At 46.8% G+C, this 23279-nt stretch carries 21 protein-coding genes; 13 read left to right on the forward strand and 8 right to left on the reverse strand.

Going from position 1 to position 23279, the window contains the following annotated elements; translation table 11 throughout:
- Positions 1-103: 103 nt before the first annotated feature.
- Positions 104-1774 (reverse strand): methionine--tRNA ligase, encoded by a 1671-nt coding sequence (gene metG, locus B6A14_RS00720; RefSeq protein WP_087908568.1) that lies wholly within the window; start codon positions 1772-1774, stop codon positions 104-106.
- Positions 1775-1925: 151 nt separating this feature from the next.
- Between metG and B6A14_RS00725 the strand changes: the two genes are divergently transcribed.
- From B6A14_RS00725 to B6A14_RS00740, 4 genes are all read left to right on the forward strand, one after another.
- Positions 1926-2765: a formate dehydrogenase accessory sulfurtransferase FdhD gene (locus B6A14_RS00725; RefSeq protein ID WP_087908569.1), complete on the forward strand. Its 840-nt coding sequence runs from the start codon at positions 1926-1928 to the stop codon at positions 2763-2765.
- A 63-nt stretch (positions 2766-2828) separates the two neighbouring features.
- Positions 2829-3395 (forward strand): dCTP deaminase, encoded by a 567-nt coding sequence (gene dcd / locus B6A14_RS00730; protein WP_068948880.1) that lies wholly within the window; start codon positions 2829-2831, stop codon positions 3393-3395.
- 13 nt (positions 3396-3408) lie between these two features.
- Positions 3409-4323: an ion channel gene (locus tag B6A14_RS00735; RefSeq protein ID WP_087908570.1), complete on the forward strand. Its 915-nt coding sequence runs from the start codon at positions 3409-3411 to the stop codon at positions 4321-4323.
- Positions 4320-6587, forward strand: coding sequence for an arginine/lysine/ornithine decarboxylase (locus tag B6A14_RS00740; RefSeq protein ID WP_087908571.1), 2268 nt, complete (start codon positions 4320-4322; stop codon positions 6585-6587). The genes B6A14_RS00735 and B6A14_RS00740 overlap by 4 nt, the downstream gene beginning before the upstream one ends.
- 48 nt (positions 6588-6635) lie before the next feature.
- Here the strand turns inward: B6A14_RS00740 and B6A14_RS00745 are convergent, their stop codons facing one another.
- Genes B6A14_RS00745 through argH form a run of 3 tightly spaced genes read right to left on the reverse strand, consistent with a single transcriptional unit; the run spans position 6636 to position 10137 of the window.
- Entirely contained in the window at positions 6636-8165 is a 1530-nt protein-coding gene (locus B6A14_RS00745) for a TRAP transporter large permease (RefSeq protein WP_087908572.1), read from the reverse strand.
- Complete coding sequence (locus tag B6A14_RS00750) at positions 8162-8713, reverse strand: TRAP transporter small permease subunit (RefSeq protein ID WP_087908573.1); 552 nt, start codon at positions 8711-8713, stop codon at positions 8162-8164. The genes B6A14_RS00745 and B6A14_RS00750 overlap by 4 nt, the downstream gene beginning before the upstream one ends.
- Before the next feature lie 5 nt (positions 8714-8718).
- A complete protein-coding gene (argH, locus tag B6A14_RS00755) occupies positions 8719-10137 on the reverse strand; it encodes an argininosuccinate lyase (RefSeq protein WP_087908574.1) in 1419 nt (472 codons plus the stop codon).
- 43 nt (positions 10138-10180) lie between these two features.
- Between argH and hemC the strand changes: the two genes are divergently transcribed.
- Entirely contained in the window at positions 10181-11155 is a 975-nt protein-coding gene (gene hemC, locus B6A14_RS00760; RefSeq protein WP_087908575.1) for a hydroxymethylbilane synthase, read from the forward strand.
- A 13-nt stretch (positions 11156-11168) separates the two neighbouring features.
- Entirely contained in the window at positions 11169-11993 is an 825-nt protein-coding gene (locus B6A14_RS00765; protein ID WP_087908885.1) for a uroporphyrinogen-III synthase, read from the forward strand.
- Here B6A14_RS00765 and B6A14_RS00770 read toward each other — a convergent pair.
- Together B6A14_RS00770 and B6A14_RS00775 are read right to left on the reverse strand one after the other, a co-directional pair.
- Positions 11990-12562 (reverse strand): chorismate--pyruvate lyase family protein, encoded by a 573-nt coding sequence (locus tag B6A14_RS00770; protein ID WP_087908576.1) that lies wholly within the window; start codon positions 12560-12562, stop codon positions 11990-11992. The genes B6A14_RS00765 and B6A14_RS00770 overlap by 4 nt on opposite strands.
- Before the next feature lie 2 nt (positions 12563-12564).
- Positions 12565-14058: a DEAD/DEAH box helicase gene (locus B6A14_RS00775; RefSeq protein ID WP_087908577.1), complete on the reverse strand. Its 1494-nt coding sequence runs from the start codon at positions 14056-14058 to the stop codon at positions 12565-12567.
- On the opposite strand from B6A14_RS00775, the gene B6A14_RS10445 reads away from it, so the two are divergent.
- Positions 14057-14191, forward strand: coding sequence for a hypothetical protein (locus B6A14_RS10445; RefSeq protein ID WP_269088034.1), 135 nt, complete (start codon positions 14057-14059; stop codon positions 14189-14191). The two genes, B6A14_RS00775 and B6A14_RS10445, sit on opposite strands and share 2 nt — an antisense overlap.
- Before the next feature lie 117 nt (positions 14192-14308).
- Positions 14309-14986 (forward strand): leucine efflux protein LeuE, encoded by a 678-nt coding sequence (gene leuE, locus B6A14_RS00780; protein WP_087908578.1) that lies wholly within the window; start codon positions 14309-14311, stop codon positions 14984-14986.
- On the opposite strand, the gene B6A14_RS00785 is transcribed toward leuE, so the two are convergent.
- Positions 14987-16384, reverse strand: a complete 1398-nt coding sequence (locus B6A14_RS00785) for a coniferyl aldehyde dehydrogenase (protein WP_087908886.1) — start codon at positions 16382-16384, stop codon at positions 14987-14989.
- Between the two features lie 48 nt (positions 16385-16432).
- Between B6A14_RS00785 and msrA the strand changes: the two genes are divergently transcribed.
- Positions 16433-17005, forward strand: a complete 573-nt coding sequence (gene msrA / locus B6A14_RS00790; RefSeq protein ID WP_087908579.1) for a peptide-methionine (S)-S-oxide reductase MsrA — start codon at positions 16433-16435, stop codon at positions 17003-17005.
- On the opposite strand, the gene pdxH is transcribed toward msrA, so the two are convergent.
- Entirely contained in the window at positions 17002-17637 is a 636-nt protein-coding gene (gene pdxH / locus B6A14_RS00795; protein ID WP_087908580.1) for a pyridoxamine 5'-phosphate oxidase, read from the reverse strand. The two genes, msrA and pdxH, sit on opposite strands and share 4 nt — an antisense overlap.
- Positions 17638-17657: 20 nt before the next feature.
- On the opposite strand from pdxH, the gene B6A14_RS00800 reads away from it, so the two are divergent.
- The 4 genes from B6A14_RS00800 to dusB all read left to right on the forward strand — a co-directional run bounded on the left by B6A14_RS00800 (position 17658) and on the right by dusB (position 23256).
- On the forward strand, positions 17658-18410 hold the full coding sequence (locus B6A14_RS00800) for a tRNA threonylcarbamoyladenosine dehydratase (protein ID WP_087908581.1): 753 nt from the start codon (positions 17658-17660) through the stop codon (positions 18408-18410).
- Positions 18411-18656: 246 nt separating this feature from the next.
- Positions 18657-20039 carry an amino acid permease gene (locus tag B6A14_RS00805; protein WP_087908582.1) on the forward strand — a complete coding sequence of 461 codons (1383 nt, stop codon included), beginning with the start codon at positions 18657-18659 and terminating at the stop codon, positions 20037-20039.
- Between the two features lie 12 nt (positions 20040-20051).
- Positions 20052-22097, forward strand: a complete 2046-nt coding sequence (ald, locus tag B6A14_RS10450; RefSeq protein WP_087908583.1) for an alanine dehydrogenase — start codon at positions 20052-20054, stop codon at positions 22095-22097.
- A gap of 142 nt (positions 22098-22239) precedes the next feature.
- The gene (gene dusB / locus B6A14_RS00815) at positions 22240-23256 is read left to right on the forward strand and encodes a tRNA dihydrouridine synthase DusB (protein WP_087908584.1); all 1017 of its coding nucleotides are present in this window, start codon (positions 22240-22242) and stop codon (positions 23254-23256) included.
- Positions 23257-23279: the final 23 nt, after the last annotated feature.

The following is a 23279-nucleotide window of genomic DNA, read 5'->3' on the forward strand; positions in this document are numbered from 1 at the left end:
GGTATTTCCTAAAATACTCAATAAATTCAATAACTTATGGGATTAATACCAAAAGTCATCTAGGGACTACGACCACCATTATAGGTGCTTTTTAGGGCTATTTTTACAAGTTTGCAGCGAGTAAAGCCTCAATTTGAGGGGCCTCTACCCGAGTCATGAGGTGCTGATATGCCTGGATTGGGTTTTTGCTCGAAAGCGGCATATTGATGTCGCTCCAGGATTGCGGTGGCAGCGAGAGGAATTCTTCAACGCCATTCGCAACTTGCGGAATCACTGGCTTGAGATAAAGGCTGAGCATTCGGAAGGCTTCCAAGGTAACGCTACAAACGCGTTGCAAGTCCGCCTCACGCTCTGGATCTTTGGCAATTTCCCAAGGCTTATTTTCATCTACGAAACCATTGACTTTGTCAGCAAGTTCCATGACGGTGCGTAATGCTTTGGCATATTCACGCCCCTCATAAAGCTCAGCAATTTTTTCACTGGACGCTGCAATTTCTTGGAGTAGGGGTGTATTCATCGCTGCGTCCGATACAACACCACCAAAACGTTTTACCAAGAAGCCAGCACTACGACTAGCGATGTTGATGTACTTACCTAATAAATCACTATTCACTCGTGCAACAAAGTCTTGCAGATTTAAATCCAAATCTTCCATGCTGTCATTGAGCTTGGTAGCGAAGTAATAGCGGAACCACTCAGGGTTAAAGCCGCACTCAATCACGCTATTGGCAGAGATTAATGTACCGCGCGACTTACTCATTTTCTCGCCATCAACGGTTAAGAAGCCATGCGCAAATACATTGGTAGGCGTGCGGTAGCCAGAAAACTTTAACGTCGCAGGCCAGAATAAAGTATGGAAATACAGAATATCTTTACCAATGAAATGGTATTGCTCAGTACTTGTATCAGGCTTAACCCACTCATCAAAATTGAGGCCTTTAGCCTGGCAGTAATTGAGAAAGCTAGCGTAATAACCAATCGGCGCATCAAGCCAGACATAGAAGTACTTGCCTGGGGCGTCGGGGATCTCAAAGCCGAAATAGGGGGCATCGCGGGAGATATCCCAATCGCCTAACTTGCTTTCGCCTGGCTGGCCAACCCACTCTTTCATCTTATTGCGAGCTTCGGGTTGTAACGGTGTTTTTTCTTGAGTCCATTCGCGCAAGAATTCTTCGCAGCGCGGATCGGATAATTTAAAGAAATAGTGATCAGAAATCTTTTTGATGGGTGTCGCACCGCTGACTACAGAAAATGGATTTTTCAGATCAGTAGGGGAGTAGGTAGCACCACATTTCTCACAGTTATCACCATATTGATCTTTGGCACCACACTTAGGGCATTCACCTTTAATGAAGCGATCCGGTAGGAACATTTCCTTAACGGGATCATAAGCTTGTTCAATCGCGCGCTTTTCAATCAATCCTGCATCACGTAACTTGAGATAAATGCTCTGAGCCAGTTTTTCATTCTCAGGACTATCGGTGGTGTAGTAGTTATCAAAAGAAATTAGGAAGTTGTCAAAGTCACGCTTATGTTCTTTCCAAACATTGGCGATCAACTCCTTGGGAGTGATACCTTCTTTCTCCGCACGCAACATAATTGGAGTGCCGTGAGTGTCATCTGCACCAACGTAGTGAACCTCATGCCCACGCATCCGTTGAAAGCGCACCCAAATATCGGTTTGCACATACTCCACCAAATGGCCGATATGGATTTGACCATTGGCATAAGGCAAGGCTGAGGTGACAAGAAGGCGACGCTGGGGGCTGCTCATGTAATGCGGACTTAAATAAGAAGGTTAAATTAGGGGTAGAGGTAATTATGCAAGCTTGTGCAGTGATTTTAGTCTGCGGTTAAAGTAAACACCGCGAAGTCTGCATAAATCCCGATAAACTCCCATTTCTACTTGAATCAGAAAGCGTTTCATGGCCGTAAGACCCAATATTCAGATGTCTAGTGCCTCGGTACCTTTGGTACATGAGGTGGAGATATTGGATGAGGCAGGCAGGAAAAAGCTAAGCCATATCCCTGGGGAGCGCTCATTGACCATTTATTTAGATAAGCGAGAGGTTGTTACTTTGATGACCCTGGGAAGCGCTCCTGAGGCTCTGGTACTTGGGTATTTGCGCAATCAGCGTTTGGTGGAATCCCCAGACGATATCGAAAGTATTCAGGTGGACTGGGAGACGGACTCTGCAGCAGTAAAGACTCGCCGTAGCACTGTTGATATTGAGGCCCTCACCAGCAAGAGGGTTGTCACTACCGGTTGCGGCCAGGGCACGATGTTTGGTGGCCTGATGGAAGAGATGTCAGAGATTCGCTTGCCAGATGGACCTAAGTTGTCCCAAGAGGCAATTGTCGCCTTGATTGACGCAATTCGGGTTCATGATTCGATCTATAAAAAGTCTGGATCCGTCCATGCTTGTGCGGTATTTGAGAGAGAGGGCGACGATGGAGTTCGACTCCTTCACTTTATTGAGGATGTGGGTCGCCACAATGCGGTTGATTCAATTTCCGGTCTGATGTGGCTAGCCAATAAGGCCGGTAAAGATTTGATCTTTTTTACTACCGGCCGCCTAACTTCAGAGATGGTTATTAAAGGGGCCCAAATGGGCGTCCCCTTCCTCCTAACCCGCTCAGGAGTCACTTTGATGGGCTTAGAATTGGCTCGTAAAACTAACCTCACCATTCTGTCTCGCTGCTCCGGAAAACACTTTGAGATCTACAACGCCCCTGAGCGCGTGATTTTTACCCAAAATACCTAATTTTTTAGGTCTCAGACCCTGATAAATGATGGGTTGGGTTGGCGAAGGTTTTACAATTCGTCTATGACTATTAAATCTGACCACTGGATCCGCCGCATGGGCGAGCAAGGCATGATCAGCCCGTTCGAGCCTGGACAAATTCGCCAAGACGCCGCTGGCAATAAAATTGTGAGCTATGGCACATCAAGCTATGGCTATGACATTCGTTGCGCAGATGAATTCAAGATTTTTACGAACATCAATAGCACCATTGTTGATCCGAAGAATTTCGACGAACAGTCCTTTGTTGATTTCAAGGGTGATGTTTGTATCATTCCGCCAAATTCATTTGCTTTAGCCAGAACGGTCGAGTATTTCAAGATTCCACGCAGTGTATTAACTGTTTGCGTTGGTAAAAGTACATATGCCCGTTGCGGCATTATTGTGAACGTTACTCCATTCGAGCCAGAGTGGGAGGGGTATGTCACTCTAGAATTTTCTAACACCACGCCATTGCCTGCAAAGATTTATGCAGGTGAGGGGTGCGCGCAAGTTCTCTTCTTTGAGAGCGATGAGGTCTGCGGTACATCATATAAAGATCGCGGTGGTAAGTATCAAGGTCAGCGGGGCGTAACCCTGCCCAAGACCTAAGTTATTCCCGGTAGTGCATAAATTTCCTATCAATCGTAACCCTGCGCGCATTGACTTAGATGAGTACCGCGCAACTCTTACACGCTCTGAAGTAGCGCGTCCAGAAAATAATTTCTACCACTGGCTCTTAGGTACAAGTTGGGTCAGCTTTTTACTGCTCGTGATCGCGGTATATTTGGGCGCCAATCTTCTATTTGCATTTGCTTACCTTGCTTGTGGTGATGGCGCAATTACTCATGCGCAACCTGGTTCACTCCTAGATGTTTTTTTCTTTAGTGTGCAAACTATGGCAACAATTGGTTATGGTCGCATGACACCTGTTGGTTCCTGGCCTAATGCGATTGTGACCTTCGAGGCATTTTTTGGCATCGTCTATTCTGCTCTAACAACGGGCTTGGCCTTCGCACGCTTTACAAGACCTACTGCCGGAGTGCGCTTTTCTAAGGTAGCGGTAGTAGGCAATCATGATGGCATCAAGACCTTAAAGTTCAGAGTTGCCAATGATCGTAGCTCCCATATTGTCGAAGCTCAGCTGCGACTGTGGCTTATTGCTGAAAGCAGGACCTCAGAAGGGGAGCGCTATCGTCGATCTGTCGAGCTACCTTTACATCGCTCTGAGAGTCCAGTCTTCTCCCTGACCTGGATGGCAATGCATAGCATTGATGAGACAAGCGCTTTAAATGACTATTTGGGTAATAGCGCCCACAATAGTAGTTGGCACCTGTTGATTACCTTCACTGGCTACCATGAGAGCCTTTCAAACCAGGTTTATGCCCGCCATGTTTACTTACCTAGAGATGTCCAGCAAAATGCGACATTTATCGATATAGTCACGGTTTCGCCAGACGGAGGTCGGGTGATTGATCTTAGTAATTTTGAGAAGTGGGTTCCGAACACATCGGACCGAACAGCAGGGGAGTTTTTATGAAATTTCGTTTCCCAATCATCATTATTGATGAGGACTTTCGTTCCGAAAATATTTCGGGTTCGGGTATCCGCGACCTAGCTGAAGCTATCGAGCAAGAAGGTATGGAAGTGATCGGCTTAACAAGCTACGGTGACTTAACCTCTTTTGCACAACAAGCTTCCCGTGCATCTTCTTTCATCGTTTCAATTGATGATGAAGAGTTTGATTCCGATTCTGAAGATCATGACCTTCCCGCATTAAATAATTTGCGCGCCTTTATTACTGAAGTGCGTAAACGTAATGAAGACATTCCCATCTTCTTGTATGGCGAGACACGTACCTCACGTCATATGCCCAACGATATCTTGCGTGAATTACATGGTTTCATTCATATGAATGAAGACACCCCAGAATTTGTAGCGCGTCACATTATTCGCGAAGCAAAGGTATATCTTGATTCTTTGGCGCCACCATTCTTCCGCGCATTAACGAATTACGCTTCCGAGGGCTCTTACTCTTGGCATTGTCCTGGTCACTCAGGTGGCGTTGCCTTTTTAAAGAGTCCAGTTGGCCGAATGTTCCATCAGTTCTTTGGTGAGAATATGCTACGCGCTGACGTTTGTAACGCCGTAGAAGAGCTAGGTCAGCTGCTAGACCATACTGGACCAGTGCTACAGAGCGAGCGCAATGCCGCTCGCATCTTTAATGCCGACCATTTGTTCTTTGTTACTAACGGCACATCTACATCCAACAAAATTGTTTGGCACTCTACAGTTGCTCCTGGAGACGTAGTACTGGTAGACCGAAATTGTCATAAATCCGTGATTCATTCAATCACGATGATGGGTGCGATTCCGATTTTCTTGATGCCAACTCGCAATCACCTTGGCATTATTGGCCCAATTCCTAAAGAAGAGTTTGAGTGGGCCAACATCAAGAAGAAGATTGACGCTAACCCATTTATTAAGAATAAAAACGTAGTACCACGTGTGATGACGCTGACTCAGAGTACCTATGACGGTATTGTTTACAACGTTGAGATGATCAAAGATATGCTTGATGGAAAAGTCGATTCTTTGCACTTTGATGAAGCGTGGTTACCGCATGCTGCATTCCATCCTTTCTATAAGGATATGCATGCGATTGGCTCTGATCGTAAGCGCACCAAAAAGAGTTTGATGTTTGCGACTCAGTCGACCCATAAGTTGCTCGCTGGATTGTCACAGGCTTCGCAAGTATTAGTTCAAGATGCTGAAGAGACTAAGTTGGACCGCGATTGCTTCAATGAAGCCTATCTAATGCACACCTCTACTAGTCCGCAGTACGCCATCATTGCTTCCTGTGATGTTTCTGCTGCCATGATGGAGTCGCCTGGTGGCACTACATTGGTGGAAGAGTCGATTGCTGAAGCAATGGACTTCCGTCGCGCGATGCGTGAGGTAGATGATAAGTTTGGCGCTGATTGGTGGTTTAAGGTCTGGGGCCCAGATCACCTAGCGGAAGAGGGTATTGGCGAGCGTTCAGACTGGATTTTAGAGCCCAATGCGTCTTGGCATGACTTCGGTAAGTTGGCTAAAGACTTCAATATGCTGGATCCGATTAAGGCCACAGTAGTCACACCGGGATTGGATATCGAAGGTCACTTTGGCTCAATGGGTATCCCTGCAAGTATTGTGACGAAGTATCTTGCTGAACATGGAGTGATTGTTGAGAAGTGCGGTCTGTATTCTTTCTTCATTATGTTTACGATTGGTATCACTAAAGGTCGCTGGAATACGCTCGTAACGGAACTGCAACAGTTTAAGGATCACTTTGATAAGAATGCGCCTTTATGGAAAGTACTTCCTGAATTTGTTGCGAAGCACCCACGCTATGAACGCGTCGGCTTGAAGGATATTTGCCAGCAGATCCATGAGTTCTATAAGGGTCGCGATGTAGCCCGCATGACTACTGAGATGTATACCTCCGACATGGTTCCGGCCATGATGCCTTCCGAGGCTTGGGCTAAGATGGCGCACAAGGAAGTTGATCGTGTGCCGCTTGATCAATTAGAGGGGCGCGTAACGGCTATGTTGGTAACGCCATACCCACCAGGTATTCCACTCTTGATTCCAGGTGAGCGTTTTAACAAGCGCATCGTTGACTATCTCTACTTCGCTAGAGACTTCAATGAGAAGTTCCCAGGCTTCGAAACGGATATTCATGGTCTAGTGAAGATGGATGTCGATGGACGTAGTGAATACTACGTTGATTGTGTCAGACAAGAGCGCGATATTACGCTTTAAAGTTTCTTGAGGCTCGAATGAAAAATGCCCTGCAGAAGCGGGGCATTTTTATTTAACTGGCTTATCCAGCTGAAACGTCACCGGCGCATCTTCATCCACTTTGCTAGGTGACTCTGATTTGGATTCATCATCATTTGTAAAGTTAAAGTCCTGACTTTGAATAACGGCTGCTGGTTTTTCCAGTAGCGTTGTCACTAGCGCAGGAAAGGCAATCACTACTGCAACCATAATGAGCTGCAATCCCACCCAAGGTAAAGCACCCCAATAGATATCGCTACTCTTTACTTCTTTGGGAGCTACACCTCTGAGATAGAAAAGAGCAAAGCCAAATGGGGGATGCATGAATGAGGTTTGCATATTGACGCACAGCATTACTCCAAACCAGACAAGTGCTGCACTAGCTGCAGCTTGTGGATTGCCATTCATAGAGTCCAGCAGTACAGGTGACAGTAATTTCACGGCTACTGGGGCAAGCATTGGCACTATGATGAATGCGATTTCAAAGAAGTCTAGGAAGAATGCCAAGAAAAAGACAAAGAGGTTAACAATAATTAAAAAACCAACCCAGCCACCAGGCAAATCCGCAAAGAGCGCCTCAACCCATTGCCCGCCATCTACTCCCTGAAACACTACAGAGAAACAAGTTGAGCCAATCAAAATAAAGACCACCATCGCAGTAATGCGCATGGTGTTTTGATAAGCCTCCTGAATTAACCCTCTGAGGTTCGAAATGCTGGCTCTACGCAGCCAAGCTAAAAGTAATGCACCCATCGCACCCATGGCTCCAGACTCTGTTGGGGTAGCAATACCAGTCATGATGGTACCCAGAACTAAAAAGATCAGCACTGCCGATGGAATGATTCCCAGAAGACATTTTTTCCAGAGCACCCAGCCCTTGAGGGTGAGATCGCTCTCTGGGGCTACTGGTAAATAATCTGGACGAATACGACTTAAGAAAAATGTATAGAGCGCAAATAGGGCAATCTGCAGTAGTGAAGGTCCCCAAGCGCCAAGATACATGCTGCCAACATCAGCGCTACCACTTTGAGTCTTGAGTTGATCTGCCAACACAATCAGAACTAGGGATGGGGGTACCAATTGGGTGATCGTTCCAGACGCTGCCAGAACACCTGTGGCATAGCGCATGTTATAGCCATAACGCATCATGACTGGGAGGGCAATCATTGCCATAGCAATGACCTGAGCAGCTACAGTGCCAGTAATAGCGCCGAGAATAAATCCTACGATGATGACTGAGTAGCCCAAGCCACCTCGAACTCTGCCAAACAGTTGGCCCATAGAATCGAGCATCTCTTCAGCCAGGCCGCAGCGTTCAAGAATCGCACCCATAAAGGTAAAGAATGGAATCGCTAGAAGTAGATCATTCGCCAGCACGCTACCAAAGATACGTTGCGGGATGGCTTGCAAAAATGGCATGCCAAAAAAGCCTTCGCTGATAGCTATTACTGAAAAGAATAAGGCGGCAGCCATCAGGGAGAACGCCACAGGAAAGCCAATTAGCATAAAGACGATCAGGCCAGCAAACATCAGGGGAGGCATCCACTCTAATGGAATCATTGCATTGGCTTTTCGTAACGAAGGTCTTCAGTGGGTAAAGTAGTTTCGCCCTTGAGTGCACCAATCCGTTTGATGATTTCTGAAAGGCCCTGCAAACTCAGCATGCAGAAACCAAATGGCACAAAAAATTTAATAGGGTAACGCGCTAAGCCACCAGAATTAGAAGAATGCTCCATGACTAACCATGATGGATAAAAGAGGGTTGTCCATGAGAGCCAAGTAAACAGCATGCAAGCTGGCATTAAGAATAGAACTAAGCCAAATAAATCCACCCAAATACGACCGCGATCCGAAAGGCGTAAGTAAATTAAATCAACTCGCACATGCTCATTACGCTTGAGTGTGTAGGCTGCGCCCAACATGACTGCTGCGCTAAATAAATACCATTGCAGCTCAAGAGGCCAGTTATTGCTGATATCTAAGCCATAGCGCAGCAGGGCATTAGCAGCTGATACTACGCAAGAGAGCAAAATCATGATGCTGGCGGCTTTGCCCAGCAGTTGGTTTACGCGATCAATACCCGCAGATAGCTTGGACCATAACCCCATACGATCTAGAGGTCTGCACGACCCCGTTTGATGGCGGCCAGTACTTGAGAAGGGGCGGTGCCTCCAGCATGCTGGCGTGATTGCACAGAACCATCAACAGTGAGTAAGGCAAAGACGTCATCGCTGATGAGTTCAGGGCGATTATCAAGGCCACAAGCAAAGCGTAACTCTGACAGGCTCAAGTCAGTAAGCATGCAGTTTCTGCCAACACAGGCCTTCACTGCATGAGCAACGGCTTCATGCGCATCACGGAAGGCGAGACCTTTTTTAACTAAGTAATCGGCTAAGTCAGTTGCTGTTGCAAAACCTTCTTCAGCAGCAGCTTTCATGACATCCGCTTTCACTTCAATATGTGGAACCATATCAGCAAAAATACGTAAGGTATCTTGCACGGTATCCACCGCATCAAATAAAGGCTCTTTATCTTCTTGATTATCTTTGTTGTAGGCGAGCGGCTGACTCTTCATGAGTGTTAATAGGGACATGAGGTCGCCGTAGACGCGACCAGTCTTGCCACGTGCTAGTTCAGGAACATCAGGATTCTTTTTCTGCGGCATGATCGAACTACCAGTGCAGAAGCGATCTGGCAGATCAATAAAACCAAAACGTGGGCTGAGCCAGAGCACGAGCTCTTCAGAGAGTCGTGACACATGCATCATCAAAATGGATGCAAAGGCACAGAACTCAATCGCAAAGTCCCGATCGGATACTGCATCCAATGAGTTATTGCAAATGCCATCAAAGCCTAGCGTCTTGGCAACTTGTTCCCGATCAATCGGGTAAGTAGTGCCGGCCAAAGCAGCTGCACCTAAAGGCAGGCGATTAAAGCGGGCACGTAGATCAGCTAAGCGACTGGCATCACGACTGAACATTTCGTAATAGGCCATGAGGTGATGGCCAAAAGTAATAGGTTGTGCAACTTGTAGATGAGTATGGCCAGGCATGATGGTGCCAGCATGTTTCTCTGCTAAATCTAAGAGAGCGGTGCGTAAGGTTTTGAGGGTAGCGGAAATTTCATCAACGCTGCCACGTAACCATAACCGTAAATCGGTAGCGACTTGGTCATTGCGTGAACGACCAGTATGTAAACGCTTTCCTGCATCGCCAACCAATTCAGTCAAGCGTGCTTCAATATTGAGGTGCACATCTTCTAGTGCTAGCTGCCAATTAAACTGGCCAGATTCAATCTCACTTTTAATTTGAGCCATACCCTTTTGAATATCAGCCAAATCTTGAGTGCTAATAATCTTTTGAGCCGCCAACATTTGGGCGTGAGCCAGGGAACCGGCAATATCGACCATGGCAAAGCGTTGATCAAAGCCAATAGAAGCTGTATAACGCTGGACAAGTTGGTCGACTGGTTCGTCAAAACGGGCCGACCAAGCTTGGGCTTTGTTAGCTAAGGAATTTTTAGATGAGCTCATAAACACAGTATATTGGTGTAGGTCTTTGATTATTTTAAATGCTATGTCCCAATCCCTAAATTCCTCCTCTGGCACTACCCCTGTGGCCCCTAAGCGCCTGGTGATTGCCTCCCGCGAATCTCGCCTAGCCATGTGGCAGGCCCAGCACTTGCAAGCCTGCCTACAAAAGCTCTATCCGGGCTGTGATGTCCAGATTCTGGGGATGACCACCCGGGGGGATCAGATTTTGGATAAGGCCTTATCTAAAGTGGGCGGTAAGGGGCTATTTGTCAAAGAGCTCGAAACGGCCCTAGAAGATGGCAGAGCAGATTTGGCAGTCCACTCGCTCAAAGATGTCCCGATGGTCATGCCAGACGGTTTTGATCTCACTTGCGTGATGGCTAGAGAAGATGCCAGGGATGCCTTTGTCTCCAATGACTATGCTAGTTTGGAAGATTTGCCAAAGGGTGCCATTGTGGGCACATCAAGCCTTCGCCGTGAGTCGGTACTACGAGCCCGTTTTCCTCACCTAGTGATTGAGCCACTACGCGGTAATTTAGATACCCGCATGGGTAAGCTAGATCGTGGTGAGTACCAAGCTATTATTTTGGCGGCGGCTGGTTTAAAGCGTTTAGGACTCGAGAGTCGTATTCGAGCCTTCTTGCCGTACGATCCCTATACCCCGGCTGCTGGGCAAGGAGCCTTGGGTATTGAGACCTTGAGTGCCCACCCGCATATCAAAGACTGGTTAGCCCCCTTAAATGATATGCCCACGCTCTTGGCAGTATCTGCTGAGCGCATGGTCTCTCGTCAATTAGGAGGCTCTTGTGAAGTGCCCCTAGCAGCGCACGCTACTTGGGATCAAAACCAACTGCAAATCCGCTCTTTTGTCGCTAGTACCGATGGCAAGGCCATTTGCCTGGCTAATGGCAAAGGAGTAGTGCAATCACTTGCCGATGCAGAAGCACTAGGCTTAGCTGTGGCTCAAGATTTACTAGCGCAAGGTGCGGCGGATTTGATTCCGAAGATTACTAAATAAAATTATGGCAGCGATGAGTACTAAAACTATCATCGTCACTAGACCTAGCGGACAAGCTCGGCAGCTGATAGAGGTCCTCACGAATAGCATCGAGCAAAGTGGCCTTGCTAAGCGTAGCCTCCCAGAAATAGTCTCATTGCCATTGCTAACGATTGTGCCTAAGACAGATGATCAACTGGCAGATCACATTGCTACCGCTTTAACAGATACAGATCTTGCAATCTTTGTTAGCCCCAATGCTATTGAATGTGTGATGCGTTTATTGGAACGTGATTGGCAAGAATTTTCTAAGAAGATTATTCCAGTCGGTGTAATGGGTGGTAGTAGCAAATTGGCACTACAAAATCATGGCATTGGCCAAGAAAAAAATCCCACGCCTGTCATCATTCCTCAGAATAATGAACAATGGGATTCAGAGGGTTTATGGCATGAGTTGCAAGCTCTTGGCTGGGACTGGAATCACAAGAAGGTCATTATCTTTAAAGGCGAGGGTGGTCGTGAGTGGTTAGCCGACACCCTAGTAAAAGCAGGCGCAATAGTTGAGGCGATTTCTACATATACTCGCGTACCGTTAGATCTTGATAATCCTGCTTGGCACGCAATTCATGAAATGGATTTCTCAAAATCACTTTGGTTACTCACATCATCTGAAGCTGTACGTTATTTAGGTCAAGTGCTTCAGGATCAATTTCCTCAGGGTCTACAAAGTGCAAGCGCCTTATGCTCGCACCACAATATTGCGGATGCGGCTGAGCAGATTGGATTTGGAGAAGTATTTACTACCGACCCTGGTGATGAGGCTCTCATTAAAGCCAGCTTAGCCTGGCTAATGATCTAAGCTTTTGAGAAGTGAAGTAAAGCAGGCAAGAAAATCTCATTCACCAGTATTGGATGCCCCTTGAGTTTATAAAGGGTGCGACGAGCCCATAAGGGCGAACTCAATTCAGGATAATTCTTAGAGCACCGCTTCCACAAGGCACTACTCTTATCTAAGCGTGCAATATCTCGCGGCGGTTTTGCTTTGGAGTGTTTGCGTGTTTTAGCAAAGAGCACCGCTCCCAAAGGCTTGCTTCCAAGCCGCAGCACCGCATGATTGCTGCCACTAGAGCTCAAGGTAGGAATAACGCTATGCGCCATCACCAAAGGAATATTGTTTGCGCATAAAAGCACTTCACGTACTCTACAGCGTCTAATCTTGAAGTGGAAATAGCGACTTTCGTCGCTATTCAGTGATTGAGGGCAGTCTCGTAAAACTTGAACTTCGAGTTTTTGACCAATAGCCTTCTCAATTTTTTGGGTGAGTGACCCAGTATCGCTAAGCCAGGGCTGCCACTTTCGTGGCGCCCGATGAATTCCACCGGAACCGACTCGATTCCATGAAGAACGGAGACGATTACGGTGAATCATATTTAGCTGCCGCTAAAGTTCCGACGTTGACCGCCAGACTTTGGTTTAGCAAAACGTGGGCCTGCAGGACGTGCCGGACGTGAGTCAGCTGAACGAGCAGGACGTGAGTCAGCAGAGCCATTCGAACGGGCTTCGAAATGATTACCTGAGCGATTACCACCGCCAGAGCCACCACCAAAACGCGATTCAGAGCGAGCGCCTGAGCCATAACGACCACCACCGCCACCACCAGAACGACCACCACCAGAGCGGCCGCCGGGACGACCACCGCCTCCACCAAAGCTTGGCTTGGCTTGTGGCTCAAGACCAGCGATGACTGAAGCCACGATATCTTGCTGTGTAAAACGCTCGATATTGCGAATCTTCGCGCGATCACGATGTTCAACCAAGGTGATTGCTACGCCATTGCGACCAGCACGACCAGTACGACCAATGCGGTGTGTGTAATCTTCTGGTTTCATTGGCAAGCCAAAGTTAATCACGTGACTAATACGTGGCACATCAATACCGCGAGCTGCTACATCAGTTGCTACCAAAATCTTGGTATGACCTTTACGTAAAGACTCTAGGCGACGCATACGCACAGCTTGAGGCATTGCACCGTGTAGGGCAGTTGCTTCGTAGCCATTGGCACGCAATGTGTCAGCGATTTTTTCGCTTTCAACTTGGGTACTTGCGAACACAACTGCTTGATCCAAGCTGGCATCAGCCAAAATATGCTCAAGTAATTTATGTTTATGTGACATGCTGTCGGCCCAATGCAGCTTCTGTTCGATGTTGGCGTGCTTTTCGCCTGCATGAGCAAGTTCAATCCGCTTAGCATCTGTAGTCAATGCATTTGCTAACGACATAATCTTTGGCGCAAAGGTTGCAGAGAACATCAAAGTTTGCTTGCGACCCGCACAACGCTTATCAATTGCCTCGAGATCGTCAGCAAATCCCATGTCAAGCATGCGATCAGCTTCATCAATGACAAGTTGCTTTACATCATCTAAGCGAATTGCTTTGCTATCGCACAAGTCGAGTAAACGACCTGGGGTTGCAACAACTAACAAGGCACCTTTCAGAGCTTGGATTTGTTTACCGTAAGGCATACCGCCCATGACGGTTGCAATGCGAATTCCCTTCATGCCACGAACTAAGTTCACTGCATCAGCAGTAACCTGTTGAGCTAATTCGCGAGTAGGGCAGAGCACCAATACTTTAGGTTGTGCGCGACCTGGTACAGGCGAATTGTTCGGGTTATCTTCGATGAGCTGATTAATCAAAGGTAATAAAAAGGCTGCGGTTTTACCGCTACCAGTTTGGCTGCTGACCAATAAGTCACCACCAGCTAAAGCAGCAGGAATAACCTGAGCTTGCACGGAAGTGGCTTGGGTAAAACCTAGTTCAGCAACGTTTTTTAGGAGTGACGCCGCTAGGGCGAAATTCTGGAATTCATTTCCAGCGCTTTTTGAGTCTTTCGACTCGTGTTTAGTTTCTTTAGAAAAAGTCATGCTATTACACATCCCCTCAAAGGGATGTCTCCGTATGTTGCATCCATGGTTTTATGGGATGCGATGGTCAAAGGCATCGACCATCAGACAGGCGGCAGCGCGTTTTATGAACTTCGGTGTTTATGACTTCTAAACGGTACGCTGAAATATAGCTGGGGGGCGATGAATCAAATTGCTTAAAAAAGCCTCTTATTATGACAGTTTGAGGGGGTGATTACAAGGGTTTTCCCGAATTAATTATGATGGAGAGATGGAATTTTTCTCTTTAGACCTCTTCAACCCTTCAAATGCAGGAATTGTTGATTTCACGAGCTATTTACTGGGCACCCTTTTCATTATTTTATTGCCGGGCCCCAACTCACTTTATGTCTTAACTACTGCAACGCAAAGAGGATGGAACTCTGGGGCTTGGGCAGCGCTGGGTATTTTTATCGGTGATTTAGTTTTGATGCTTGCAGTTGCTTTAGGTGCTAGTTCATTGCTAATGTCATCACCAGTACTTTTTGCGATCATCCGAGCTCTGGGTGCGGCCTATCTAGCCTGGATGGGGATTGGCTTGCTGCGGAGTGGCCAACAGCGCTGGGTATTAGGCAGACCTTCAGAAGTTTATGAAATCCAAGCGCGTCTTATGCAATTGCATCCATTAATAGCGGCACTTCTTTTGTCACTGACCAATCCTAAGGCAATTTTTTTCTTCATTGCTTTTTTTTCACAGTTCATTAGTCCCGATTTTGATAATCCTACATATACCTTTTTATATCTAGCAACTGTTTTGCAGCTGATGAGCATGACCTATCTGGCGGCTTTAATTTGCATAGGCCAATTCTTCTCAAGGTTTTTTGAGAGCCATCCGCGCTGGGGCGCTAGCCTCTGGGTGTTGGCGGGGCTGTTATTTATTGGATTTGCTCTACGCCTAGTAATTGCTTGATTACTTAAGATGCTTTAAGAGGCGCTCAGCCTTCTTTCCATAGGGTGGTCGAGCAGGTTGAGTGCCCTTGAGAAGATTGCTACCCAAGAAGCCACGTACTTCCAAAATGGGTTTTGCATGGCTGAAAGTGTCAAAGCCCGTTTTACCGTTATAGGAACCCATGCCGCTAGCACCAATTCCACCAAATGGTAAAGACTCTACAGCGGCGTGCAATAAGGTGTCATTAATTGTTACGCCACCAGAGCGAGTTTCATCTAGAACGCGCTGCATATTCTTCTTGTCTTTGCCAAACCAGTAGAGGGCTAAAGGGTGCGGTCTGTTGTTAACATAAGTAATGGCTGCAGCAGTGTCTGCAATAGTTACTATTGGCAGAATTGGGCCAAAAATTTCTTCGTGCAGAACGCGAGCTTGAGGCGGTAAATTAGTCAGTAGAACAGGCTCGAACCTTCTAGCTCCAGCGGCTGGATTTTTGAGTAGTGGAATGGCTTTCGCACCACGATCTAGCGCATCACTGACTAAGTGTTGCCAGTGTTGCAACTGATCATCATCAATAGGGCCTGTGAGCTCTTCAGGATTACTAAATTGAGTTTGGGCTTCAGTCTGTAGCGCTTCAATAAATGCTGTTTGATTACTTTGCTCAATCAGAATGTAATCAGGGGCAATACAAGTTTGACCGCTGTTGAGTAGCTTGCCATAAATAATAGCGGCGGCTGCATCTTGAAGTTTGGCGCTTGGATCAATGATGGCTGGCGTTTTGCCACCGAGCTCTAAGGTCACCGGAGTGAGATTTTCGGCAGCAGCACGCATTACCTTTTTGCCAATGGCTTCAGAGCCGGTAAACAGGAGATGGTCAAATGCTAGCGCAGCGAATTGTTCTGCTACGTCAACGCCACCAGTGCTAACGCAAAATTCACTGGGGTGAAAATATTCTTGAATCAATCCCGCTAAAAATCCGGAGGTGCGAGAGCTACGATCAGAGGGTTTGAGCCAAACCCGATTTCCAGCAGCAAGTGCAGTAATGGCAGGAACTAGGGCCAATTGAATGGGGTAATTCCAGGGGCTCATGATCCCGACAACCCCAATCGATTGGCTTTGAATCCATGCTTCCGTGGAGCCCATATAGGAGGGAATCTCCATTTGCACAGGCTTCATCCATTCTTTGAGATGTTTGCGGGTGTACTTGCAGGCCTGATACACCATCTGAAATTCAGCAAGACGCGTTTCAATAGGGTGGCGAACTCCAAAGTCTGCCGTCAGCACTTTGCAGATCTTTTCTTCATTGGCTTCAATCATTTTCTCGATTCGGCCAATACGCTCCAATCTGACCTCAAGGCTGGGATTTGGCTCAGCAGCATAGGCTGCTTTAATTTCATCAAGTTGAATGGTGAAGCGATTCATAGTTTTTAATAGTTGGCAGATATTGAAATAAGGCATTAGGATAAAGCCATGAACGAAACCCTTGATAAAAACCAAACCACTTTAGAGCGTGCGACCTTGGGCGGCGGCTGTTTTTGGTGCCTTGAGGCTGTTTATCAGCAAGTTTCTGGGGTTAAATCAGTCGTTTCTGGATATGCTGGAGGTGCGAGACCTAATCCCACATATGAAGCGATTTGCACTGGCGTTACAGGGCACGCAGAAATTGTGGACATCCTCTTTGATCCCCAAGTCATTTCCTTTCGAGATCTATTGGAGATCTTCTTTGTGATTCATGATCCCACGACATTGAACTACCAGGGTAACGATCATGGCACTCAATATCGATCGGTCATCTTTACGCACAGCGATGAGCAATCCAACATTGCGCACGAGGTAGTTAAAGAGCTTGACGATTCTAAAATTTACTCTAGGGCAGTAGTGACGCAAATTGATGTGGCACCTACGATTTTCCCTGCTGAGGACTATCACCAGAATTACTTCGTGCAACACCCTAATCAAGGCTATTGCATGGCAGTGGTTGCGCCTAAATTAGCAAAGTTCAGAGCGAAATTTAAAGCACTAATAGCACCGCATTACTCCTAAGGAGCTAGGCGGTTTACCTGCCAAGTTGATCCATTTAGCTTGTAATGAATGCGATCGTGCAATCTAGAAGGGCGGCCTTGCCAGAATTCAATTTCAGTTGGTCGTAAGCGATACCCGCCCCAATGCCCGGGCCGTGGTGGGGCATCTCCAAACTCTGCGGTGAAGCGTTTCTCAGCTTCTTCTAAAAACTCACGATTTGGAATGGCTGAACTTTGTGGAGAAGCCCAAGCCCCTATCCGTGATGCTGCGGGGCGAGAGTGGAAGTATTCATCACTTTCTGCAGCGCTCACTCGCTCAACGACACCTTGAATTCGCACTTGACGCTCTAGTTCATGCCAATGAAAAAGGAGTGCGGCTTGAGGTCGGATCGCTAATTCTTTACCTTTTTGGCTCTCATAGTTAGTAAAAAAGGTGAAACCGTTTTCGTCCGCACCTTTTAGTAAGACAATACGAGCTGATGGATTACCAGCTTTATCGGCTGTAGCTAAAGTCATGGAATTGGGTTCAGGGCACTCCGCTCTTACAGCTTGGTCAAACCAAAGTTGAAAAAGCGGAATTGGATTACCCGGAACGTCAGTTTCCGAAAGCTGGCCAAAGGTATAGTTTTTGCGAAGTTGAGCAATGGAGTCCATTTTTTCAGTATAAAGAAGCTATGGCAGAAGACAAGATAGAAGAAAGTACCGAAGATCGTCGTTTTGGCGGAGTCTCTAGACTCTATGGCCCAGAGCTGCGTGAGCGTTTTCGGAATGCTACGGTGGTGGTGGCTGGTCTGGGTGGGGTTGGCTCCTGGGCGGCTGAGGCATTAGCTCGAACCGGAATTGGGCATCTTGTCTTGGTTGACTTTGATCACATTGCGGAGAGTAATACCAACCGCCAATTACATGCTCTCGAAGGTCAGTACGGCAAGGCCAAAGTCGAGGCGATGACGCAGCGTATTTTGCAAATTAATCCAGAGATCACATTATCTCCTTGCGATGAATTTTTAACTCCAGAAAATTTAGATGTACTCATACCAAATGATGCATTGGTATTAGATGCTACGGATTCAGTGCAAACCAAAATTGCTTTATCGGTATGGGCAAATAAAAATAATCGTGCATTAGTCATGTGTGGAGCTGCCGGCGGTAAGACTGATCCAACCTCGGTGCGTAGTGATGATCTCTCTCGAACCGAGCAAGATGCCTTATTAGCAAAAGTAAGACAAGGACTCAGACAAGATCACGGCTTCTCCAGAAACCTAAAGAAAAAAATTGGGATTCGTGCGATTTACTCGCATGAGCCTAGGGCTGGCGCTGCGAATGGTGGCTTAGCGTGCTCGGGCTATGGTTCTACCGTGATGGTGACAGCAGCCTGCGGCTTGGCTGCTGCTGCTGAGATTTTGAATCTTATAGCCGCCCAAGCTTAACTACAACTTTATTTGTGCTAATTCCTTAGGGGGATTCCCTGTAGGAAATTACTGATTCTTTTGCAATCAGAAATTATTTCTGACTTTCATTAGTGTTGATTTAAAAGACATTTCTTATTTAAGCAGTTTCCTTTTTATATCTTTAATCACTTTAGGTATTTTTATCCCCTAGTACATCTGCCAAGCACTCCCTAGACTTTGCTTCGTTGGTAAATCAGCCAATGACAAATCGAAAGGAGGTCTCTTTTGCAGACTGAACACACTGGCTTAAAACGCCATCTCAAAGTAAGACACATTCGCTTGATGGCATTAGGGTCAACGATTGGCGTTGGTTTATTTCTAGGATCAGCAAGTGCAATCAAAATTGCTGGGCCATCGATTCTCTTGGGCTATTTACTAGCAGGAATCGTTGCCTTTATCGTATTACGCGCACTTGGTGAAATGGCGGTGCATGAGCCTGTCGCGGGATCCTTTGCAGCTTATGCCAACAACTATGTGGGCCCATTGGCAGGCTATATGGTCGGCTGGGGCTATTGGACGTATTGGGTTGTGGTTGGCATTGCTGAGGTCACTGCGGTGGGTATTTACATGGGCATTTGGTTCCCAGAAACGCCACAGTGGGTTTGGGCACTATCTTCGATTGTGATGATGGGCTTAATCAATCTCATCGCTGTCAAAGTATTTGGCGAATTTGAATTCTGGTTTGCCTTAATTAAGGTAGTAGCAATTATTGCCATGATTGCTCTCGGTGGATCAGTGATCTTATTTGGTTTTACCAATGATTGGCAGCCGATTGGTTTGAGTAATCTGTGGCAACACGGTGGCTTCTTCCCGAATGGTATTAGCGGAATGTTGCTCTCACTACAGATGGTCCTATTCGCCTATGTTGGTATTGAGATGATTGGCTTATCTGCTGGTGAGGCAGAGAACCCACGCAAAACAATCCCCATGGCAATTGACTCACTGGCGTGGCGCATCTTGATTTTCTACATGGGAGCCATTTTGGTCATTCTGGCGATTTTCCCTTGGAACGAAGTAGGTCAGCAGGGCAGCCCCTTTGTGGTGATGTTTGAGCGTATTGGTCTGCGGGAAGCTGCTGGCTTGATCAACTTTGTTGTCATTACTGCTGCGCTGTCATCATGCAATGCCGGGATCTTCAGTGGTGGCCGACTCTTGTACTCGCTATCGAGCAATGGTTACGCACCTGCCCCGTTTGCAAAGCTATCAAAGTACGGCGTTCCTCATCGAGCAGTGATCGTCACCGTTGCGGTCTGTATGACAGGCGTTGTCTTGAACTACTTTGTGCCTGATAAGGCATTCCAATACATCATGGCTGCAGTGACCTTTGTTGGTTTGATGGTCTGGATTGCAATCTTATTTACGCAACTCCAATTCCGCCGCTCATTAACTAAGGCCCAGATCGCTGAACTTGCGTATCGCACTCCTTGGTATCCGTATTCCTCATGGTTTGCTCTGGCATTCATTTTCTTGGTAGTGACGCTGATGGGTTTTCATGAGGATGCACGGATTGCTTTGTTATTAGGGCCGTGTCTATTAGCGGTGTATCTAGCGATGTTTTATATCGTTGGCTTACACCATAAAACAAAAAGTAATCGTGAATTTAAATAAGGGGAGATAACAATGATTATTGGTGTACCGCAAGAAGTTAAAAATAATGAGTTCCGAGTTGGATTAACTCCGGGAAATGTCAGTGGGCTATGTAAACAAGGACATACCGTTTTGGTTCAGCGGGGTGCGGGCGAGCAGATTGGTCTCACAGATGAGTCTTATCGAATTGCTGGAGCTTCGCTGATTGATAGTGCGGCAGAAGTGTTTCATAAGGCCGAGATGATTGTGAAGGTCAAGGAGCCTCAAGCACAAGAGTGTGCAATGCTCCGCGAAGATCAGATTCTGTTTACTTATTTGCATTTAGCGCCAGATCCAAAGCAGACCAAGGCTTTGCTAGATTCTGGCGCCACTTGTATTGCCTATGAAACAGTAACCGCTGTGAATGGGGCTCTACCACTATTGGCGCCGATGAGCGAAGTCGCTGGTCGCATGTCGATTCAGGCTGCGGCCTCTCATTTAGAAAAAACGCATGGCGGCCTGGGCGTCCTGATGGCAGGTGTGCCGGGTGTATCTCCAGCGAAGATCGTGATTTTGGGTTGCGGGGTAGTGGGGCGTAATGCTTTGCAAATGGCTGTCGGTATGGGCGCTGATATTTGCATCTTTGATCGTGACATAGATCGCTTACGTCAGATTGATATGCATTACGGCAATCGCGTAAGAACCTTTTATTCCGATAACTTACTAATAGAGCAAGAAGTTTGTGAGGCAGATGTTGTGATTGGTGCAGTGCTGCTGCCCGGTGGCGCAGCGCCAAAGTTGGTTACGCATGAGATGGTGAAAAAAATGAAGCCAGGCTCGGTAGTGGTGGATGTGGCAATTGATCAGGGAGGTTGCTTTGAAACTTCTAGACCTACTACACATGCTGACCCCACTTTCTTAGTAGATGATGTATTGCACTATTGCGTTGCCAATATGCCTGGTGCAGTTGCAAGAACCTCCACTTTTGCATTAACCAACGCCACCTATCCATTTGTAGAGGCCTTAGCCAACCGTGGTGTTATGAAGGCCTTATCGATAGATCATCACCTACGGAACGGTTTGAGTGTGCATAGAGGGGGTATTGCCCTGTCTCATGGCAGCAAGCTTCTACTCGACACGATTCATGCCTGGCCCACTGAATGCGCTGATATTCATCGCGTGCACGTTTCACAGGCGGGTCGATTTGGTCGTGCCCTGATGACACGCGAAGAACTCAATCAAGAAGCTTTAGGCCACATCATTCGCTATCGCGATATTCACATGACACTGCGCCAAACTTTAAGAAGCATTCAAGACAAGAGCACTCATTTCAAATGGCTACACATTGGTAAAGAAGACAACCCTGTCAGCACCAATGCCAAATGCATAGTGCACGCAGAAGGTGGCTTATTTAAAACGCAGGATTGGGTTGAGTCTGGTCGAGACTATGGTCAGTCAGCCCTGGTGGGATTAGTTGAAGTAGAAAACGCAGCACCCTATCAGGCTTGGGAACGCTTTACCTCGGAAGGTCCATTAGCAGTGCTTCCAAGTCATTATGGTCCTCATATTTTGAATCTAGTTTGGTGTGGATCGCCAGAGTCATCGCAGCAACGCCTGCAATTAAGTGACACTGATTTTCTGGAGTCACTACAAAAAGAATTTGGTTCACGTATCGGCCGCTTTCTAAAAATTCAAGATCGTCGCTTGTATGAGTTAGGACTGAACTACCGCAAAGAAATTACTAAAGACAATGAAGTTTGGATTGGTAACGCCGCACAAACTTTGCACCCAGTTGCAGGACAAGGATTAAATTTAGGATTACGTGATGCCTTTTTACTTGCTGAAAAATTAGTCGGGGTATTTTCAGGGGCAGCAGAAAACCAAACCCCGGGAGATATTCAACATGCATTAGAAAGCTATGCGCAAAGTCGCAAAGTAGACAGAACAACCACTATTGGCCTGACAGACTTCATGGCTCGAGTATTTACTTCTAATCTTGCCCCAGTCGTGATAGCTCGTGGATTAGCTTTATCCGCCCTGCAGTGGCTTCCACCAGTCAAAACAGCTCTAGCTCGCCAGATGATGTTTGGCAGGCGCTAAAGGGCTTAAAAAGCTCTCAGAATCTAAGCATTCTTCGTTTAACTAGATTCAAAGAATCTGCCTAAAAATTAGGCAGATTTAGGTCTCTTTGTGCTAAAGTGTCATGCTTTCCGCAAGACACTTCCCACACTAAGCCCAATAGATGAAGATCGGTCCCCACCTCCTCGCAAATAGACTATTTGTGGCCCCTATGGCTGGGGTGACTGACCGCCCATTCAGACAGCTTTGTAAGAAATTGGGTGCAGGATATGCCGTATCCGAAATGGTGGCCTCCAATGCCTTGCTTTGGAAAAGCGAAAAGACCCAACGTCGCGCTAATCACGTTGGAGAATTCAAACCCATCGCCGTACAAATTGCCGGCGCAGATCCAGCAATGATGGCTGCTGCTGCAAAAATAAATGTGGATCACGGCGCACAAATTATCGACATCAATATGGGCTGCCCCGCCAAAAAGGTTTGCAATGTGGCCGCAGGTTCAGCCCTATTGCGAGATGAACCGCTAGTACAGCAAATTCTGGAAGCCGTTGTTAATGCAGTTGGTGTTGGCCCCAATGCAGTACCAGTGACATTAAAAATTCGGACGGGCTGGGATCGCGAACATAAAAATGCCATTGAGATTGCACGCCTTGCAGAACGATCTGGTATCTCGATGCTTACCGTTCACGGGCGCACTAGAGCAGATCTGTATCACGGTGAAGCAGAATACGAAACAATTACCGCCGTAAAAAATCATGTGCGCATTCCGGTGGTTGCTAATGGTGATATCAGTAGCCCAGAAAAGGCAGAAGCTGTTTTGAAGATCACAGGCGCTGATGCCATCATGATTGGACGCGCCGCCCAAGGTCGTCCATGGATATTCCGTGAAATCAATCATTACCTTGAGACTGGTGGCAAGCTACCAACCCCAGAAATTATCGAGATTCAAGCGATTATGAACGCCCACCTCCTTGATCATTACGAGTTTTATGGTGAGCATATTGGCCTACGTACCGCCCGCAAACATATTGGCTGGTATTGCAAAGGTTTACGTGATTCACATGCATTTCGTCAGCGCATGAATACTGCCGATGATTGCAAAACTCAATTACAAATGGTGAATGATTATTTTGATGAGATGAAATCCCATTCAGACCGTTTACTTTTTTTAGAAGCAGCTTAGTTGTACCTTAGTTCTTTACGTTT

Origin of the sequence: Polynucleobacter hirudinilacicola (assembly GCF_002192535.1) — a bacterium.
GTDB lineage: Bacteria > Pseudomonadota > Gammaproteobacteria > Burkholderiales > Burkholderiaceae > Polynucleobacter > Polynucleobacter hirudinilacicola.